The organism is Thauera aromatica (assembly GCF_023093595.1).
GTDB lineage: Bacteria > Pseudomonadota > Gammaproteobacteria > Burkholderiales > Rhodocyclaceae > Thauera > Thauera aromatica_A.
On the sequence record NZ_JALLIK010000110.1, the window covers coordinates 140,184 to 153,935 of the forward strand.

Sequence of the window (13,752 nt, forward strand, 5' to 3'; positions counted from 1 at the left end):
GTGTGCTCAGGAATGGGTCGGTGGAGCGGGTCGCTCGGGCGCAGTCGGCGACGCCGGTGGAGGCGACGCCGGTGGAATCAGCTGCTTGCGCCCGTGCTCGTCGAGCGCGACGTAGGTCAGCCGCGCCTCGGTCACTTTCACCACCACCGGGTTCTCGAGGTCGCGCTCGGCATACACCTCGACGTCGACGGTGACCGAGCTGCGCCCGGTGGCGACGACTTCGGCGTAGAAGCTGACCAAATCGCCGACCGACACCGGCTGGCGGAACGCGAAGGAATTCACCGCCACCGTCGCCACCCGGCTCCGGGCGCGGCGGTGGGCGGGAATCGCGCCAGCGATGTCGACCATCGACATGATCCAGCCGCCGAAGACGTTGCCTTCGGGGTTGAGGTCGGCCGGCATCGGCATCACCCGCAGCTCGGGCTGCCGGTGCGCCGGCAGGCAGGTCCGGGGATCGGGGCTATCGTTCATCGTCGGAGAGGCTCCACGGCAAGGTCGCGCCGCTCAGGGCGCGGGAGTAGGATTACGACCCGGGTTACGACCCGCGGATGCGGCGCCGAGGGCCTCGGCGAGGCCGAAATCGAGGGGAAAATCGTCGACGCGGATGACCTTGTCGCGGAGCCGGTTGCGGCGCTCGACGAGAGCGTATTCCTCGGCGCCGATCACGCCGGCATCGCGCGCGCGCCGCCACACTTCATCGACGTCGCCGCTGGCGAGCACGCCGGGGCTGAAGCGGCCCTCGCGCTCGGCCTGCCTCAGGCGCGCCTCGACCGGCTCGGCGGCGAGGGTGGCGGCGAGCGCGGCTTCGAGCGCCCCCAGCGGCTCGTCGACGTCCTGCGGCAGATGGACCGCGGCGGTCAGGCGGTCGCGAGTGGGAGAGGGCTCGATCAGCAGCGCCGCGACCTGATGGCCGAGCTGATCGGAAGGCACCACGTAGGGATGGCCGAGGGGGAACACCACCACCCGGCGCAGCAGCGCGGCGGCGAGCTTGTTGGGGAAGTTCGCGATCACCCCTTCGAAGGCGAGCTGGATGCGGAACATGCAGTCCCAGATCGCCCAGTGCATCAGCGGTGCGTCTGCGGCCTGGCGGCCTTCGGCCTCGTAGCGCTTGAGCGTCGCGCTCGCCAGGTACATCAGCGACAGGATGTCGCCGAGCCGCGCCGACAACTTCTCCTTGCGCTTGAGCGCGCCGCCCAGAATGCCCATCGAGAGATCGGCGAGGAAGGCGAACGCGGCCGAGAAGCGGGTCAGCTGCTGGTAGTAGCGCCGGGTCTCGGGGGCGACGTCGGCACCGACGCGGACGAAGTGCGAGCCGGTCAGCCCCATCACCAGGGCGCGCGCGGCGTTCGACGCGGTATACGCGGCATGGCCCCACAGCGCGCGGTCGAAGGCTTCGAGATCGCCGCCGCGGGCGGCGTCCATTTCGGCGAGCACCCAGGGATGGCAACGGATCGCGCCCTGGCCGAACAGGATCAGGCTGCGGGTGAGGATGTTCGCCCCCTCCACCGTGATCCCGACCGGAATCTGCTGGTAGGCGCGGCCGAGGAAGTTCTGCGGCCCGAGGCAGATGCCCTTGCCGCCGATCACGTCCATGCCGTCGTTGACGGTCTGGCGGGCGCGCTCGGTGACGTGGTACTTGACGATCGCCGACACCACCGCCGGCTTCTCGCCGAGGTCGAGCGCGCCCGCGGTCAGCACCCGCGCGGCGTCGCTGAGGTAGGTGTTGGCGCCGATCCGGGTGAGCGCCTCCTCGACCCCTTCGAAGCGCCCGATCGGCGTCCTGAACTGCTGGCGCACGCGGGCGTAGGCCCCCACCGCGCGCGCGGTGAGCTGCTGCATGCCGGCGTTGGAGCCCGGCAGCGAGATCGAGCGCCCCGCCGCCAGGCACTCCATCAGCATCCGCCAGCCCTGCCCGGCCATCGCCGGGCCGCCGATGATGAACTCCAGCGGCATGAACACGTCCTTGCCGCGCACCGGGCCGTTCATCCACACCGCGTCGAGCGGGGCGTGGCGGCGGCCGATGTCGACGCCCGGATGGTCGCGCGGCACCAGCGCGCAGGTGATGCCCACATCCTCGTCGCCGCCGAGCAGGCGCTCCGGGTCGTAGAGACGGAACGCCAGCCCGAACACCGTGCACACCGGCGCCAGGGTGATGTAACGCTTGTCGAAGCTGACCCGCATGCCGAGCACTTCGGCGCCGTTCCATTGCCCCCGGCACACCACCCCGGCGTCGGGAATGGAGGCCGCGTCCGACCCTGCCCACGGGCTGGTGAGGGCGAACGCGGGAATCTCGCGCCCGCTCGCCAGCCCCGGCAGATAGCGCTGCTTCTGCTCGGGCGTGCCGTAGTGCAGCAGCAGCTCGGCGGGGCCGAGCGAGTTCGGCACCATCACCGTCACCGCCGGCGTCGACGACCGCGTCGCCAGCCGGGTGATGACTTCGGAATGGGCGAGGGCGGAGAAGCCTTTCCCGCCGTATTCCTTCGGGATGATCATGCCGAGAAAGCCGCGCGCGCGGATGAACGCCCAGACTTCGGCGGGCATGTCCTGACGCCGGGTGCAGTCCCAGTCCCGCACCATCCGGCACAGCTCCTCGGTGTCGTTGTCGACAAAGGCACGCTCCTCGGCGCTCAGCTGCGGCCACCGCAAGGCGGCGAGCTTCGCCCAGTCCGGGCGACCGGCGAACAGCTCGCCCTCCCACCACACGGTGCCGGCTTCGAGGGCGTCCTTCTCGGTCTGCGACATCGTCGGCAGGGCGCGACGGAAAAGCGCGAACACCGGCGCCGTCAGCCACCTGCGGCGCAGCGCCGGGTTGCGCAGCACGTACATCGCCGCGGCGAACGCGGCCATCGCCAGCACGGTCAGCGCCGGCGCCCAGTCCGCCGCCCAACCCAGCGCCGCGAGCCAGGCCAGCCCGGCCCACAGCCAGGCGAAGGACACCGCGCGCCGGGCGACGAGGCCGACGACCAGCACGGGAAGCACCATCAGGACCAACCAGACCATCTTTGTCTCCAGGCTTGGCGGAGCCTGCGTCCGGCTCCGGGAACGGCGCCCACCGGCGCCGGCCAGCTCCCATCATAGCCGCCATGCCATGCACCCGGGCAAGCGCAGACCCCGCCAGCAGCGGCAAGCTTGCCCGTGCGCTGTTCCAAACCGGCCGCATAACGGCGACAATCCGGACTCAAACGCCTGCTTCGATCGCGCCGACACCCCCTCCGGCACGCATCGGCAGGCACGCGCCGTCGGTCCCGGCATGGTCCACCTCTTCGCGCCGCGACCCCGTTTCGGTCCTCACGCTCATCCCTTTTCTCCTTCCGTTCATGTCATGCTCGATTTCGACACCGCCCTCGCCTTCCTCGGCATCAGCTTCCTGATCACCCTCGCCCCCGGCCCCGACAACCTGATGGTGCTGGGGCAAAGCCTGGCGCGCGGGCGCATGGCCGGATTCGGCATCGCACTCGGTTGCGCGCTGGGCTGTTTCACCCACACCTTGTGGGCGGCGCTGGGGGTGAGCGCGGCGCTGGCCTCCTCACCCACCGCCTTTCTCGCGCTCAAGCTCGCCGGCGCCGCCTACCTGGCCTGGATCGGCATCAACGCCCTGCGCCATGCCGCTGCCGTGCACCTGGACGCCGCCGCCCCGCAGCCCCCCGCACCGTGGCACGCCTACCTGCGCCGCGGCTTCATCGCCAACGCAATCAACCCCAAGGTCGCGCTCTTCTTCCTTGCCTTCCTGCCGCAGTTCGTGCGCCCCGCCGACGGCGCCGCCAGCGTGCAGATGGCCCAGCTCGGCCTGCTCTTCGCCGCCCAGACCGTGCTCATTTTCGGCGCCCTCGCCTTCGCCGCCGGCGGCATCGGCCGCCTCCTCGCCCGTCGCCCCGGTGCCGGCGCCTGGCTCGAGCGCATCGCCGGCCTGCTCTTCATCGGCCTCGCCTTGCGCCTGGTGGTCGACGACGCGCCCCTGCCCGCCGCGGCACGCTGAGGCGGACGATGCGACGCGCCCCTGCCGCCGCCCTCCCCGGCCCCGAACCCGCCCAGCGCCACGACTGGCAGACGCTCAAGAGCCTGCTGCCCTTCATCTGGGCCTACAAGGGCCGGGTGATCTTCGCGCTCGGCTGCCTGCTCGCCGGCAAGGGCGCCAACGTCAGCGTGCCGATCGTCTTCAAGCATCTCATCGACGGCCTCTCGCTCACCACCGAACAGGCGTTCATCGTGGTCCCGGCCGCGCTGCTGCTGGCTTACGGAGTGCTGCGCTTTTCCGCCTCGCTATTCACCGAGCTGCGCGAGATCGTCTTCGCCCGCGTCACCCAGCAGGCGGTGCGGGCGATCTCGCTGCGCGTGTTCCGCCACCTGCACGCGCTGTCGCTACGCTTTCACCTCGAGCGCCAGACCGGCGGCCTGACCCGCGACATCGAGCGCGGCACGCGCTCGATCGGCTCACTGATCAGCTACACGCTGTACTCGATCCTGCCCACCCTGGTCGAGATCGGCCTGGTGATCGGCATCCTGCTCGTGCAGTACGACGCCGTGTTCGCGATCATCACCCTGGTGACGCTGGCGCTGTACATCGTGTTCACGGTGCAGGTGACGAACTGGCGCACCGCGTTGCGCCGCCGCGCCAACGAGCTCGACTCGGCGGCCAACGCGCGCGCGATCGACAGCCTGATCAACTTCGAGACGGTCAAGTACTTCAACAACGAGGCCTTCGAAGCGCGCCGCTACGACGACGAACTGCAGAAATGGACGAAGGCGCAGGAGACCAACCAGTATTCGTTGTCCGCGCTCAACATCGGCCAGGCCGCGATCATCGCCGTCGGCGTCACCGCGATGATGTGGCAGGCCGCCGACCGGGTGGCGGGCGGGGCGATGACGATCGGCGACATCGTGCTGGTCAACGCCTTCCTGATCCAGCTCTACATCCCGCTCAACTTCCTCGGCGTGATGTACCGCGAACTGCGCCAGGCGCTCACCGACATCGAGCGCATGTTCGGCCTGATGCACGAGCACCGCGAGATCGCCGACGCCGCCGATGCGGTGGCGCTGCCGCCCGGCCCGGCCGGGGTGCGCTTCGAGCACGTCGGCTTCGCCTACGACGCCCGCCGGCCGATCCTGTTCGACGTCGATTTCGACATCCCCGCCGGCAGCACGGTGGCGGTGGTCGGGCACTCGGGCTCGGGCAAATCGACCCTGGCACGCCTCCTGTACCGTTTCTACGACGTCCAGGGCGGCGCCATCCGCATCGACGGCCATGATCTGCGCCAGCTCACCCAGGACAGCCTGCGCGCGGCGATCGGCATCGTCCCCCAGGACACGGTGCTGTTCAACGACACCCTGTTCTACAACATCCAGTACGGTCGCCCCACCGCCAGCCGCGCCGAAGTGGAGGCCGCCGCCCGCGCCGCGCAGCTCGAGGACTTCATCGCCCGGCTCCCCGAAGGCTACGACACCCGGGTCGGCGAGCGCGGCCTGAAGCTGTCCGGCGGCGAGAAGCAGCGCGTGGCGATCGCGCGCGCGCTGCTCAAGGACCCGGCGATCCTGATCTTCGACGAAGCGACCTCGGCGCTCGACTCGAAGACCGAGAAGGCGATCCAGGCCCAGATCGAGCGCGCAGCCCGCGGCCGCACCGCGCTGGTGATCGCACACCGGCTGTCGACGGTGATGGACGCCGACGAGATCATCGTCCTCGACGACGGGCGCATCGTCGAGCGCGGACGCCACGCGACGCTGCTCGCCGGCAACGGCGCCTACGCCCAGATGTGGCTGCTGCAGCAGCAGGAAGAAGCGGACGACGGCAGCGCTGCGGCCGCGGTATGCGCCGGGATGGCACCCGGCGCCCCGGCGTGAGCTGAATTCCCTCCCCGCGACTCCCCGACGACACTCCGATGGACGCCCACGGCAGCTTCCCCTTCCTGAAGGAAATCATCCTCTTCCTCGCCCTCAGCGGCGTGCTCATTCCGCTCCTCGGGCGGCTGCGCATCAACCCGGTGCTCGGCTTCCTGTCGGTCGGTGCCGTGCTCGGCCCCTACGGCCTGGCGAGTCACGCCGACACCTGGCCGCTGCTGTCGTGGCTCACCTTCGCCCGCCCCGAAGACGTCGAATTCCTCGCCGAGCTGGGCGTGATCTTCCTGATGTTCATGATCGGCCTGGAAATGTCGGTCGAGCGCCTGTGGTCGATGCGCCGCCAGGTGTTCGGACTGGGCGGACTGCAGGTGGCGCTGTCGGCGGCGGCGATCGGCGGGCTGGCCTGGTCCTTCGGCAACGCCGTCGAGGCTTCGGTGATCCTGGGCACGGTGCTGGCCTTCTCCTCCACCGCGATCGTCATGCAGCTCCTGATCCAGCGCCGCGAGCTGGGCACGCCGCTGGGCCAGTCGGCGTTCGCGATCCTGCTCTTCCAGGACCTCGCCGTGGTGCCGCTGCTGGTGCTGATCAGCATCCTCGGCGCCGCCGCCGGCGAAGGCAGTTTCGCCGTCCTCCTCGGCAGCGCGCTGCTCAAGGGCGTGCTGACGGTGCTCGCGCTGTACCTGATCGGGCGCCGCGTGATCCGCCCGCTGTTCCACCAGATCGCCTCCAATCGCCAGCCCGACACCTTCACCGCGCTGACCCTGCTGACCACCCTGGGCGTCGCCACCCTGACCTGGATGGCCGGGCTGTCGATGGCGCTCGGCGCCCTGCTCGCCGGCCTGCTCATCGCCGAAACCGAGTTCCGCCACGAAGTCGAGATCACCATCGAGCCGTTCAAGGGCCTGCTGATGGGCCTGTTCTTCATGTCGGTCGGGATGGGCATCGATCTGCGCGCGCTGCTCGCCGAACCGCTGTGGATTCCGCTCTCGGTGCTCGGCCTGCTGGCGCTCAAGGGCCTGATCCTGGTCGTCCTGCTGCGCCGCTTCGGGCTGTCCTGGGGGCGCGCGGCCGAAGGCGGCCTGCTCCTCGGCCAGGGCGGCGAGTTCGCCTTCATCGTCATCGGCCTGGCGCTGGGCTTCAACCTGCTCGAGCGCGAAATCGCCCAGTTCATGCTGATCGTGGTCGGCGTGTCGATGCTGTGCACCCCGCTCGTCGCCCGCTTCGGCCAAGGCCTGGGGAACCTCATCGACCGCCGCCTGGTGCCGCCCGAAGCGGCGCCCGATGCCGAGCTCGGCGAGCTCCACGGCCACGTCATCATCGCCGGCTTCGGCCGCGTCGGCCAGATGGTGGGCAGATCCTGGCCGAACAGGGGGTACCCTTCGTCGCCATCGAGAACGACGCCAAGCTCGTCGCCCAGCAGCGCAAGGCCGGCGTGCCGCTGGTGTTCGGCGACGCCAGCCGGCCCGAGCTGCTACGCAAGCTGCGCATCGACCGGGCGCAGTCGGTGGTGCTGACCATGGACCACACTGCCGCAGCCGAACATGCGGTGCTGGGCATCCGCCGCCTGATGCCGATGCTGCGCATCATCGCCCGCGCCCGCGACGAACGCCATGCGCTGCGGCTACGCGAAGCCGGCGCTTCGGTCGTGGTCCCGGAAACACTGGAGTCCGGCCTGCAGCTCACCGGCTGGGTCCTCGAGAGCCTGGGCGTACCGCCGGAAGCCTCGCTGCGCCTGCTCGAGCAGGAGCGCGAGCGGCGCATCGTCGCGCTGCGCGACGACCGCCCTTCCACCCCCTGAGGCCGCACACCCGACCCTGGTCCTTCTTGCCGAGCAAACCGTTCCCGGGCCGCCTTCCCCGCGTCCACGTTCCCGGACGTCCCCCGCGGCCCGCACTTCCACAGGAGTCCACCCCGTGCCCGCCGCCCGTCCTCGCATCGCCCTGATCACCACCGGCGGCACGATCGCCGGCGCCGCCGCCTCGGCGACCGATCTGCGCGGCTACACCGCCGGGCAGTTCGGCGGCGCCGAGCTGCTCGCCGCCGTGCCCCAGCTCACCGGACTCGCCGCCGTCACCGCCGAGGCCCTGTTCGCACTCGACAGCAAGGACATGACGCCCGCGCACTGGCTGGCACTGTCGCGCCGCGTGCAGGCGCTCGCCGACGACCCCGCAGTGGACGGCATCGTCATCACCCACGGCACCGATACGCTGGAAGAGACCGCCTATTTCCTCACCCTCACCGTCGCCCGCCGCAAGCCGGTGGTGCTCACTGCGGCGATGCGCCCGGCCACCGCACTGTCGGCCGACGGCCCGCTCAACCTCTATCAGGCCGTGCAGCTCGCCACCCGCCCGGCGGCCGCGCGCGCCGGCGTGCTCGCCGTGCTCGGCGATCGCATCCTGCCCGCGACCACGCTCGCCAAGCGCCACCCCAGCGCCATCGACGCCTTCGCCCAGCCCGGTGCGCTCACCGTGACCGCCAGCGACACCGCCCTGCAGGCCCTGGACCGCTCTGCGGCCGCCCCCCTGCGCCTGCCCGCCGGACTGGCGCAGCTGCCGCCCGTGGAAATCCTGACCGTGGCCGCCGGCAGCGCGCCGGACCTGCTCGGCGCGGCGGTGCGGAGCCTGCACCACGCGCCCGGCAGCGGGGAAGAAAACGGCACGGGCGGCACCGGCGCAGGCGCGACGCGGCAGCACCGAGGGCCTGCCCGCCCCGGCGGCGGCCTGGTGCTGGCCCTGCCCGGCAACGCCAGCCTGCCCGCGCCCTGGCGGGCGGCACTCGAAGCACTGCCGCCGACGCTGCCGGTGGTGCTCGCCAGCCGCTGCGGCGGCGGCACCGTCGCACGCGGCCACGCGTTGCCCGCGCACTGGCTGCACGCCGGCCCCCTCGACGCGCTGAAGGCACGCGTGCGCCTGATCGCCGCCCTCGCCGCCGGCCTGCGCGGCGCCCGCCTGCAGCGCTGGTTCGAGCACGTCTGAGCCCCCCGCCGCCGGCCGGCGCCACCCGCGCGCCACGCCCCGGGGTCACCGGCCGGAGTCACCGGCCGGAGTCACAGGCCGGGGTCGGTGCCGCCGCCGGCGAGCGCGGTCTCGACCATGCGCCGCGACAGATGGGGGGCGAAGCCCTCGATGAAGGCGTACACATAGGTGCGCAGCCAGGCGCGCCGGCGCAGGCCGATGCGGGTGGTGCTCGACTCGAACAAGTGGGAAGCGTCGACCATCCCCAGGCGGCGGTCCTCGTCGGCGTCGTAGGCCATGCGCGCGAGGATGCCGATCCCCAGGTCGAGCTCGACGTACTTCTTGATCACGTCCGAGTCGATCGCCGACAGCACCACGTTGGGCTTCAGGCCGCGGCCGAGAAAGGCCTTGTTGATCAGGCCGCGACCGGTGAACGCGTCGTCGTAGGTGATGATCGGGTAGCGCGCGATCGCCTCCAGGGTGAGCGGCGTCTCGCGCAGGATGGGGTGGCGCGGCGTGGCGACCACGCAGCGGTTCCACTGGTAGCAGGGCAGCATCACAAGCTCGTCGAACTCGGCGATCGCCTCGGTGGCGATGGCGAGGTCGGCAGTGCCGTCGAGCACCATCTCGCCGACCTGGCGCGGATTGCCCTGGTGCAGCGAGAGCTTGACCTGCGGGTAGCGCTGCATGAAATCGCGCACCACCCCGGGCAGCACGTAGCGCGCCTGGGTGTGGGTGGTGGCGATCGACAGGCTGCCCACCGCCTCGTTGGCGAACTCGTCGCCGACCTGCTGCAGGTTGTCGAGGTCGCGCAGCACGCGCTCGGCAATCGCCAGCACCGTGCGCCCCGGCTCGGTGACCGCGATCAGACGCTTGCCGTGGCGCTCGAAGATCTCGATCCCGAGCTCGGCCTCGAGCTGGCGGATCTGCTTCGACACGCCCGGCTGCGAGGTGAACAAGGCGTCGGCGGCCTCGGAGACGTTGAGCCCGCGGCGGGCGACTTCGTGGATGTAGCGCAGCTGCTGCAGGTTCATGGCACGGCCAATATAACAACAGGTTCTTAAAGTCTAACTTAAAACTCCTTTTTAAAGCTAAGCGGAGTCTTTACGATGCGCCGCACCATCGAGGAGCGCAGCACCTATGGAATTCGCTTATACCATCGCCGGTTTCGCCGTAGGCGCCATCGTCGGCTTGACCGGCGTCGGCGGCGGCTCGCTGATGACACCGCTGCTGGTGTTGCTGTTCGGCATCCACCCCTCGGTGGCGGTCGGCACCGATCTGCTCTATGCCGCAATCACCAAGACCGGCGGCACCCTCGCGCACGGTCTCAAGGGCACGGTGGACTGGAAGATCACCCGCCTCCTCGCCGCCGGCAGCCTGCCCGCCGCGGTGCTGACCCTGGTGCTGGTCGGGCGCTTCGCCCCCGGCGGCATCGACGGCGCCGCCAGCCTGATCAAGGTCGCGCTGGGCTTCGCGCTGCTCCTGACCGCAGTCGCGCTGATCTTCCGCAAGCACATCCAGGCCTTCGCCCTGGCGCGCTTCGGCGGCACGTCGAACCCGGCGCGCACGGCCCGGCTCACCGTGCTCACCGGCGCGGTGCTCGGCGTGCTGGTGTCGATCTCCTCGGTCGGCGCCGGCGCCCTCGGCGTCACCGCCCTGTTCTTTCTCTACCCGACGATGCCTGCGCTGCGCATCGTCGGCTCCGACATCGCCCACGCGGTGCCGCTGACCGCGGTCGCCGGGCTCGGCCACTGGTTCCTCGGCAGCATCGACTGGCTGCTGCTGGGCAGCCTGCTGGTCGGCTCGCTGCCCGGCATCTGGCTCGGCACCCACATTTCGACCCGCATCCCGGACCGCGTGCTGCGTCCGATCCTGGCGACGATGCTGGTGCTGGTCGGCGCCAAGCTGATCAGCCACTGAGCAACGCATTCCGCCCTCCACCCCGGAACCGACAAGAGAGACACCATGTACCAGTACGACGAACACGACCAGCGCCTCCTCGACGAGCGGGTCGCTCAGTTCCGCGATCAGACCCAGCGCTATTTCGCCGGCGAACTGAGCGACGACGAGTTCCGCCCGCTGCGCCTGCAGAACGGCCTCTACATCCAGCGGCACGCGCCGATGTTCCGCATCTCGGTGCCCTACGGCAACCTCGCCAGCCGCCAGCTGCGCATGCTCGCCCACCTCGCGCGCACCTACGACCGCGGCTACGCCCACTTCACCACGCGCACCAACGTCCAGTTCAACTGGTCACCGCTGGAAGCCATTCCCGAAATGCATGCCCAGCTCGCCAGCGTGCAGATGCATTCCAACCAGACCTCGGGCAACGACATCCGCAACATCACCGCTGATCCGTTCGCCGGCGTCGCCGCCGACGAGATCGCCGACCCCCGCCCGTTCGCCGAGATCCTGCGCCAGTGGTCGACCTACAACCCGGAGTTCGCCTACCTCCCGCGCAAGTTCAAGATCGCCTTCAACAGCGCGCGCGAAGACCGCGTCGTCCTCCGCGTCTATGACATCGGCCTCGACCTGATCAAGAATGACGCCGGCGAGCTGGGCTTCCGGGTGCTGGTCGGCGGCGGCCTCGGGCGCACTCCGATCCTCGGCGAGGAAATCGCCGCGTTCGTGCCGTGGCCGCACCTGATCACCTACTGCGAGGCGATCCTGCGCGTCTATAACCGCTACGGCCGCCGCGACAACGTCTGGAAGGCGCGGATCAAGATCCTGGTGAAGGCGCTCGGCGTCGCCGAATTCCGTCGCCTGGTCGAGGAGGAATGGGCCCAGGCCAAGGATGGCCCCAACACCCTGACCGAAGCCGAGCTCGCGCGCGTGTCGGCCCACTTCGCCCCGCCCGCCTACGAGGCCCTGCCCGCGCGCGACGCCGCCTTCGATGAACTGCTCGCCGGCAACAAGGCCTTCGCCACCTGGGTGAAGCGCAACCTGCGCGCCCATCGCCAGCCCGGCTACGCCTCGGTGATCCTGTCGCTGAAGAAGACCGGTACCGCCCCGGGCGACGTCACCGCCGAGCAGATGGACCGGATCGCCGATCTCGCCGACCGCTTCAGCTTCGGCGAGGCACGCATGCTGCACGAGCAGAACGTGGCGCTCGCCGACGTCCGCCAGGCCGACCTCTTCGCGCTGTGGCAGCTCGCCCGCGAGGCCGGACTGGCGACGCCCAACATCGGGCTGCTGACCGACATCATCTGCTGCCCCGGGGGCGACTTCTGTGCGCTCGCCAACGCCCGCTCGATTCCGATCGCGGCGGCGATCCAGCAGCGCTTCGACGACCTCGACTACCTCCACGACATCGGCGAGATCGACATCAACATCTCCGGCTGCATGAACTCCTGCGGCCACCACCACGTCGGCCACATCGGCATTCTCGGCGTCGACAAGAACAACCAGGAGTGGTACCAGATCACCCTCGGCGGCACCCAGGGCAACGCCACCGCGCTCGGCAAGGTGATCGGCCCGTCCTTCGCCCACGACGAAGTGGTCGGCGTCATCGAGCAGCTGATCCAGACCTATCTCGAACTGCGTCATGCAGACGAGCGCTTCATCGACACCGTCCATCGCGTCGGCATCGACCCCTTCAAGGACCGCGTCTATGCCGAGCGCCAGCCGCAAAGGAACCCCGCCCATGTCTGACAAGATCATCAAGAACGGCCGCATCGTCACCGACGAGCGCCGGCTCGTCGTTCTCGCCGAAGGCGAAGCCGCAGCCGACATCGCCGTGCCCGCCGGTCCGGTACTGGTGCCGCTGGCGGTGTGGCAGGCGCGCCGCGACGCGCTGCTGGCGCGCGCCCAAGGCGGCGAGCTGGGCGTCTGGCTGGCCGCCGGCGAAGACGTCGCCGCGCTCGCCGACGACCTCGACACCCTGACCGTGATCGCCCTCCAGTTCCCGAAATTCACCGACGGCCGCAGCTACTCGGCCGCCACCGTGCTGCGCATCCGCTACGGCTACCGCGGCGAGCTGCGCGCGATCGGCGAAGTGCTGCGCGACCAGTTCAACTACCTCACCCGCTGCGGCTTCGACGCCCTGCAGCCGCGCCCCGGGCGCTACACCGACGAACAGCTCGCCGCCGCGGTCGCCAGCATCGGCGACTTCAGCCAGCCCTACCAGCGCTCGGTGCAGGACCCGCTGCCGCTGTTCCGCCGCGTCGAACGCAGCGCTCCGCCCCAGGTGCAGCGGTGAGCGGCGCCGTCTCCGCGCTGCGCCCGGCGGCGGCCAACCCGGCCACCCGCCCGCAGCTGAGCGCCGAATTGCGCGCCGCGGTCGACGCGAAGGCCACCGCCGCGCTCGCCCTGCTGCGCGCGGCGGTGGCCGAATTCGGCGCCGACGGCGAACTCGCCTTCGCCAACAGCTTCGGCGCCGAAGACATGGTCCTGACCGACCTGATCCTCGCCAACGCGCTGCCGATCGAGATCTTCTCGCTCGACACCGGGCGCCTGCCGGCCGAAACCTACACCCTGATCGGCGACGTCGAGCGGCGCTACAGCACGAAGCTGAAGATCTACTTCCCCGACGCCGGCGCGGTCGAGCACTACGTCCGCAGCCACGGCATCAACGCCTTCTACGACTCGGTCGAGCTACGCAAGGCGTGCTGCGGGGTGCGCAAGATGGAGCCGCTGCGCCGCGCCCTGGCGGGCAAGAAGGCCTGGATCACCGGCCTGCGCGCGGCGCAATCGGTGACCCGCAGCGGCCTGCCGGTGCGCGAATTCGACGCCGCCAACGGCCTCGACAAGCTCAACCCGCTGTCGGACTGGAGCGAGACCGAGGTCTGGGCCTATATCCGCATCCACGACCTTCCCTACAATGCACTCCACGACCAGTTCTACCCCAGCATCGGCTGCGCCCCGTGCACCCGCGCCATCGCCCTCGGCGAGGACGTGCGCGCCGGGCGCTGGTGGTGGGAAGATCCGGCCAGCAAGGAATGCGGCCTTCACGTGAAGAAGGGCTGAC

At 70.3% G+C, this 13,752-nt stretch carries 11 protein-coding genes and 1 pseudogene; 9 read left to right on the forward strand and 3 right to left on the reverse strand.

What is annotated here, in order from left to right:
- Positions 1–6: 6 nt before the first annotated feature.
- Both MXC99_RS16145 and MXC99_RS16150 read right to left on the reverse strand, forming a co-directional pair.
- The gene (locus tag MXC99_RS16145) at positions 7–471 is read right to left on the reverse strand and encodes an acyl-CoA thioesterase (RefSeq protein WP_247726437.1); all 465 of its coding nucleotides are present in this window, start codon (positions 469–471) and stop codon (positions 7–9) included.
- A 33-nt stretch (positions 472–504) separates the two neighbouring features.
- Entirely contained in the window at positions 505–3,000 is a 2,496-nt protein-coding gene (locus MXC99_RS16150; RefSeq protein ID WP_247726438.1) for an acyl-CoA dehydrogenase, read from the reverse strand.
- Between the two features lie 322 nt (positions 3,001–3,322).
- On the opposite strand from MXC99_RS16150, the gene MXC99_RS16155 reads away from it, so the two are divergent.
- From MXC99_RS16155 to MXC99_RS16170, 5 genes and pseudogenes are all read left to right on the forward strand, one after another.
- Entirely contained in the window at positions 3,323–3,976 is a 654-nt protein-coding gene (locus MXC99_RS16155; RefSeq protein ID WP_247726439.1) for a LysE family translocator, read from the forward strand.
- An 8-nt stretch (positions 3,977–3,984) separates the two neighbouring features.
- Positions 3,985–5,838 carry an ABCB family ABC transporter ATP-binding protein/permease gene (locus MXC99_RS16160; protein ID WP_247726440.1) on the forward strand — a complete coding sequence of 618 codons (1,854 nt, stop codon included), beginning with the start codon at positions 3,985–3,987 and terminating at the stop codon, positions 5,836–5,838.
- A gap of 38 nt (positions 5,839–5,876) precedes the next feature.
- Positions 5,877–6,989, forward strand: a pseudogene (locus tag MXC99_RS17010) (cation:proton antiporter); the annotation flags it as partial.
- Positions 6,990–7,033: 44 nt separating this feature from the next.
- A complete protein-coding gene (locus MXC99_RS17015; RefSeq protein ID WP_348772108.1) occupies positions 7,034–7,633 on the forward strand; it encodes an NAD(P)-binding protein in 600 nt (199 codons plus the stop codon).
- A 115-nt stretch (positions 7,634–7,748) separates the two neighbouring features.
- The gene (locus MXC99_RS16170; RefSeq protein WP_247726441.1) at positions 7,749–8,810 is read left to right on the forward strand and encodes an asparaginase; all 1,062 of its coding nucleotides are present in this window, start codon (positions 7,749–7,751) and stop codon (positions 8,808–8,810) included.
- Positions 8,811–8,881: 71 nt separating this feature from the next.
- Here the strand turns inward: MXC99_RS16170 and cysB are convergent, their stop codons facing one another.
- Positions 8,882–9,823, reverse strand: coding sequence for an HTH-type transcriptional regulator CysB (gene cysB, locus MXC99_RS16175; RefSeq protein ID WP_247726442.1), 942 nt, complete (start codon positions 9,821–9,823; stop codon positions 8,882–8,884).
- Positions 9,824–9,929: 106 nt separating this feature from the next.
- On the opposite strand from cysB, the gene MXC99_RS16180 reads away from it, so the two are divergent.
- The 4 genes from MXC99_RS16180 to MXC99_RS16195 are packed head-to-tail and all read left to right on the forward strand — an operon-like array spanning position 9,930 to position 13,751.
- The gene (locus MXC99_RS16180; protein ID WP_247726443.1) at positions 9,930–10,709 is read left to right on the forward strand and encodes a sulfite exporter TauE/SafE family protein; all 780 of its coding nucleotides are present in this window, start codon (positions 9,930–9,932) and stop codon (positions 10,707–10,709) included.
- 45 nt (positions 10,710–10,754) lie between these two features.
- Positions 10,755–12,437 carry a nitrite/sulfite reductase gene (locus MXC99_RS16185; protein WP_247726444.1) on the forward strand — a complete coding sequence of 561 codons (1,683 nt, stop codon included), beginning with the start codon at positions 10,755–10,757 and terminating at the stop codon, positions 12,435–12,437.
- A complete protein-coding gene (locus MXC99_RS16190) occupies positions 12,430–12,984 on the forward strand; it encodes a DUF934 domain-containing protein (RefSeq protein WP_247726445.1) in 555 nt (184 codons plus the stop codon). The genes MXC99_RS16185 and MXC99_RS16190 overlap by 8 nt, the downstream gene beginning before the upstream one ends.
- Complete coding sequence (locus MXC99_RS16195; protein WP_247726446.1) at positions 12,981–13,751, forward strand: phosphoadenylyl-sulfate reductase; 771 nt, start codon at positions 12,981–12,983, stop codon at positions 13,749–13,751. The genes MXC99_RS16190 and MXC99_RS16195 overlap by 4 nt, the downstream gene beginning before the upstream one ends.
- The last annotated feature ends 1 nt before the right edge of the window (position 13,752 follow it).

Excerpts from the sequence above, each read along its gene's own strand:
- MXC99_RS16180 (WP_247726443.1), top strand. The coding sequence starts at position 9,930 with ATGGAATTCGCTTATACCATCGCCGGTTTCGCCGTAGGCGCCATCGTC.
- MXC99_RS16190 (WP_247726445.1), top strand. The coding sequence starts at position 12,430 with ATGTCTGACAAGATCATCAAGAACGGCCGCATCGTCACCGACGAGCGC.
- MXC99_RS16185 (WP_247726444.1), top strand. The coding sequence starts at position 10,755 with ATGTACCAGTACGACGAACACGACCAGCGCCTCCTCGACGAGCGGGTC.
- MXC99_RS16145 (WP_247726437.1), bottom strand. The coding sequence starts at position 471 with ATGAACGATAGCCCCGATCCCCGGACCTGCCTGCCGGCGCACCGGCAG.
- cysB (WP_247726442.1), bottom strand. The coding sequence starts at position 9,823 with ATGAACCTGCAGCAGCTGCGCTACATCCACGAAGTCGCCCGCCGCGGG.
- MXC99_RS16160 (WP_247726440.1), top strand. The coding sequence starts at position 3,985 with ATGCGACGCGCCCCTGCCGCCGCCCTCCCCGGCCCCGAACCCGCCCAG.
- MXC99_RS16150 (WP_247726438.1), bottom strand. The coding sequence starts at position 3,000 with ATGGTCTGGTTGGTCCTGATGGTGCTTCCCGTGCTGGTCGTCGGCCTC.
- MXC99_RS16155 (WP_247726439.1), top strand. The coding sequence starts at position 3,323 with ATGCTCGATTTCGACACCGCCCTCGCCTTCCTCGGCATCAGCTTCCTG.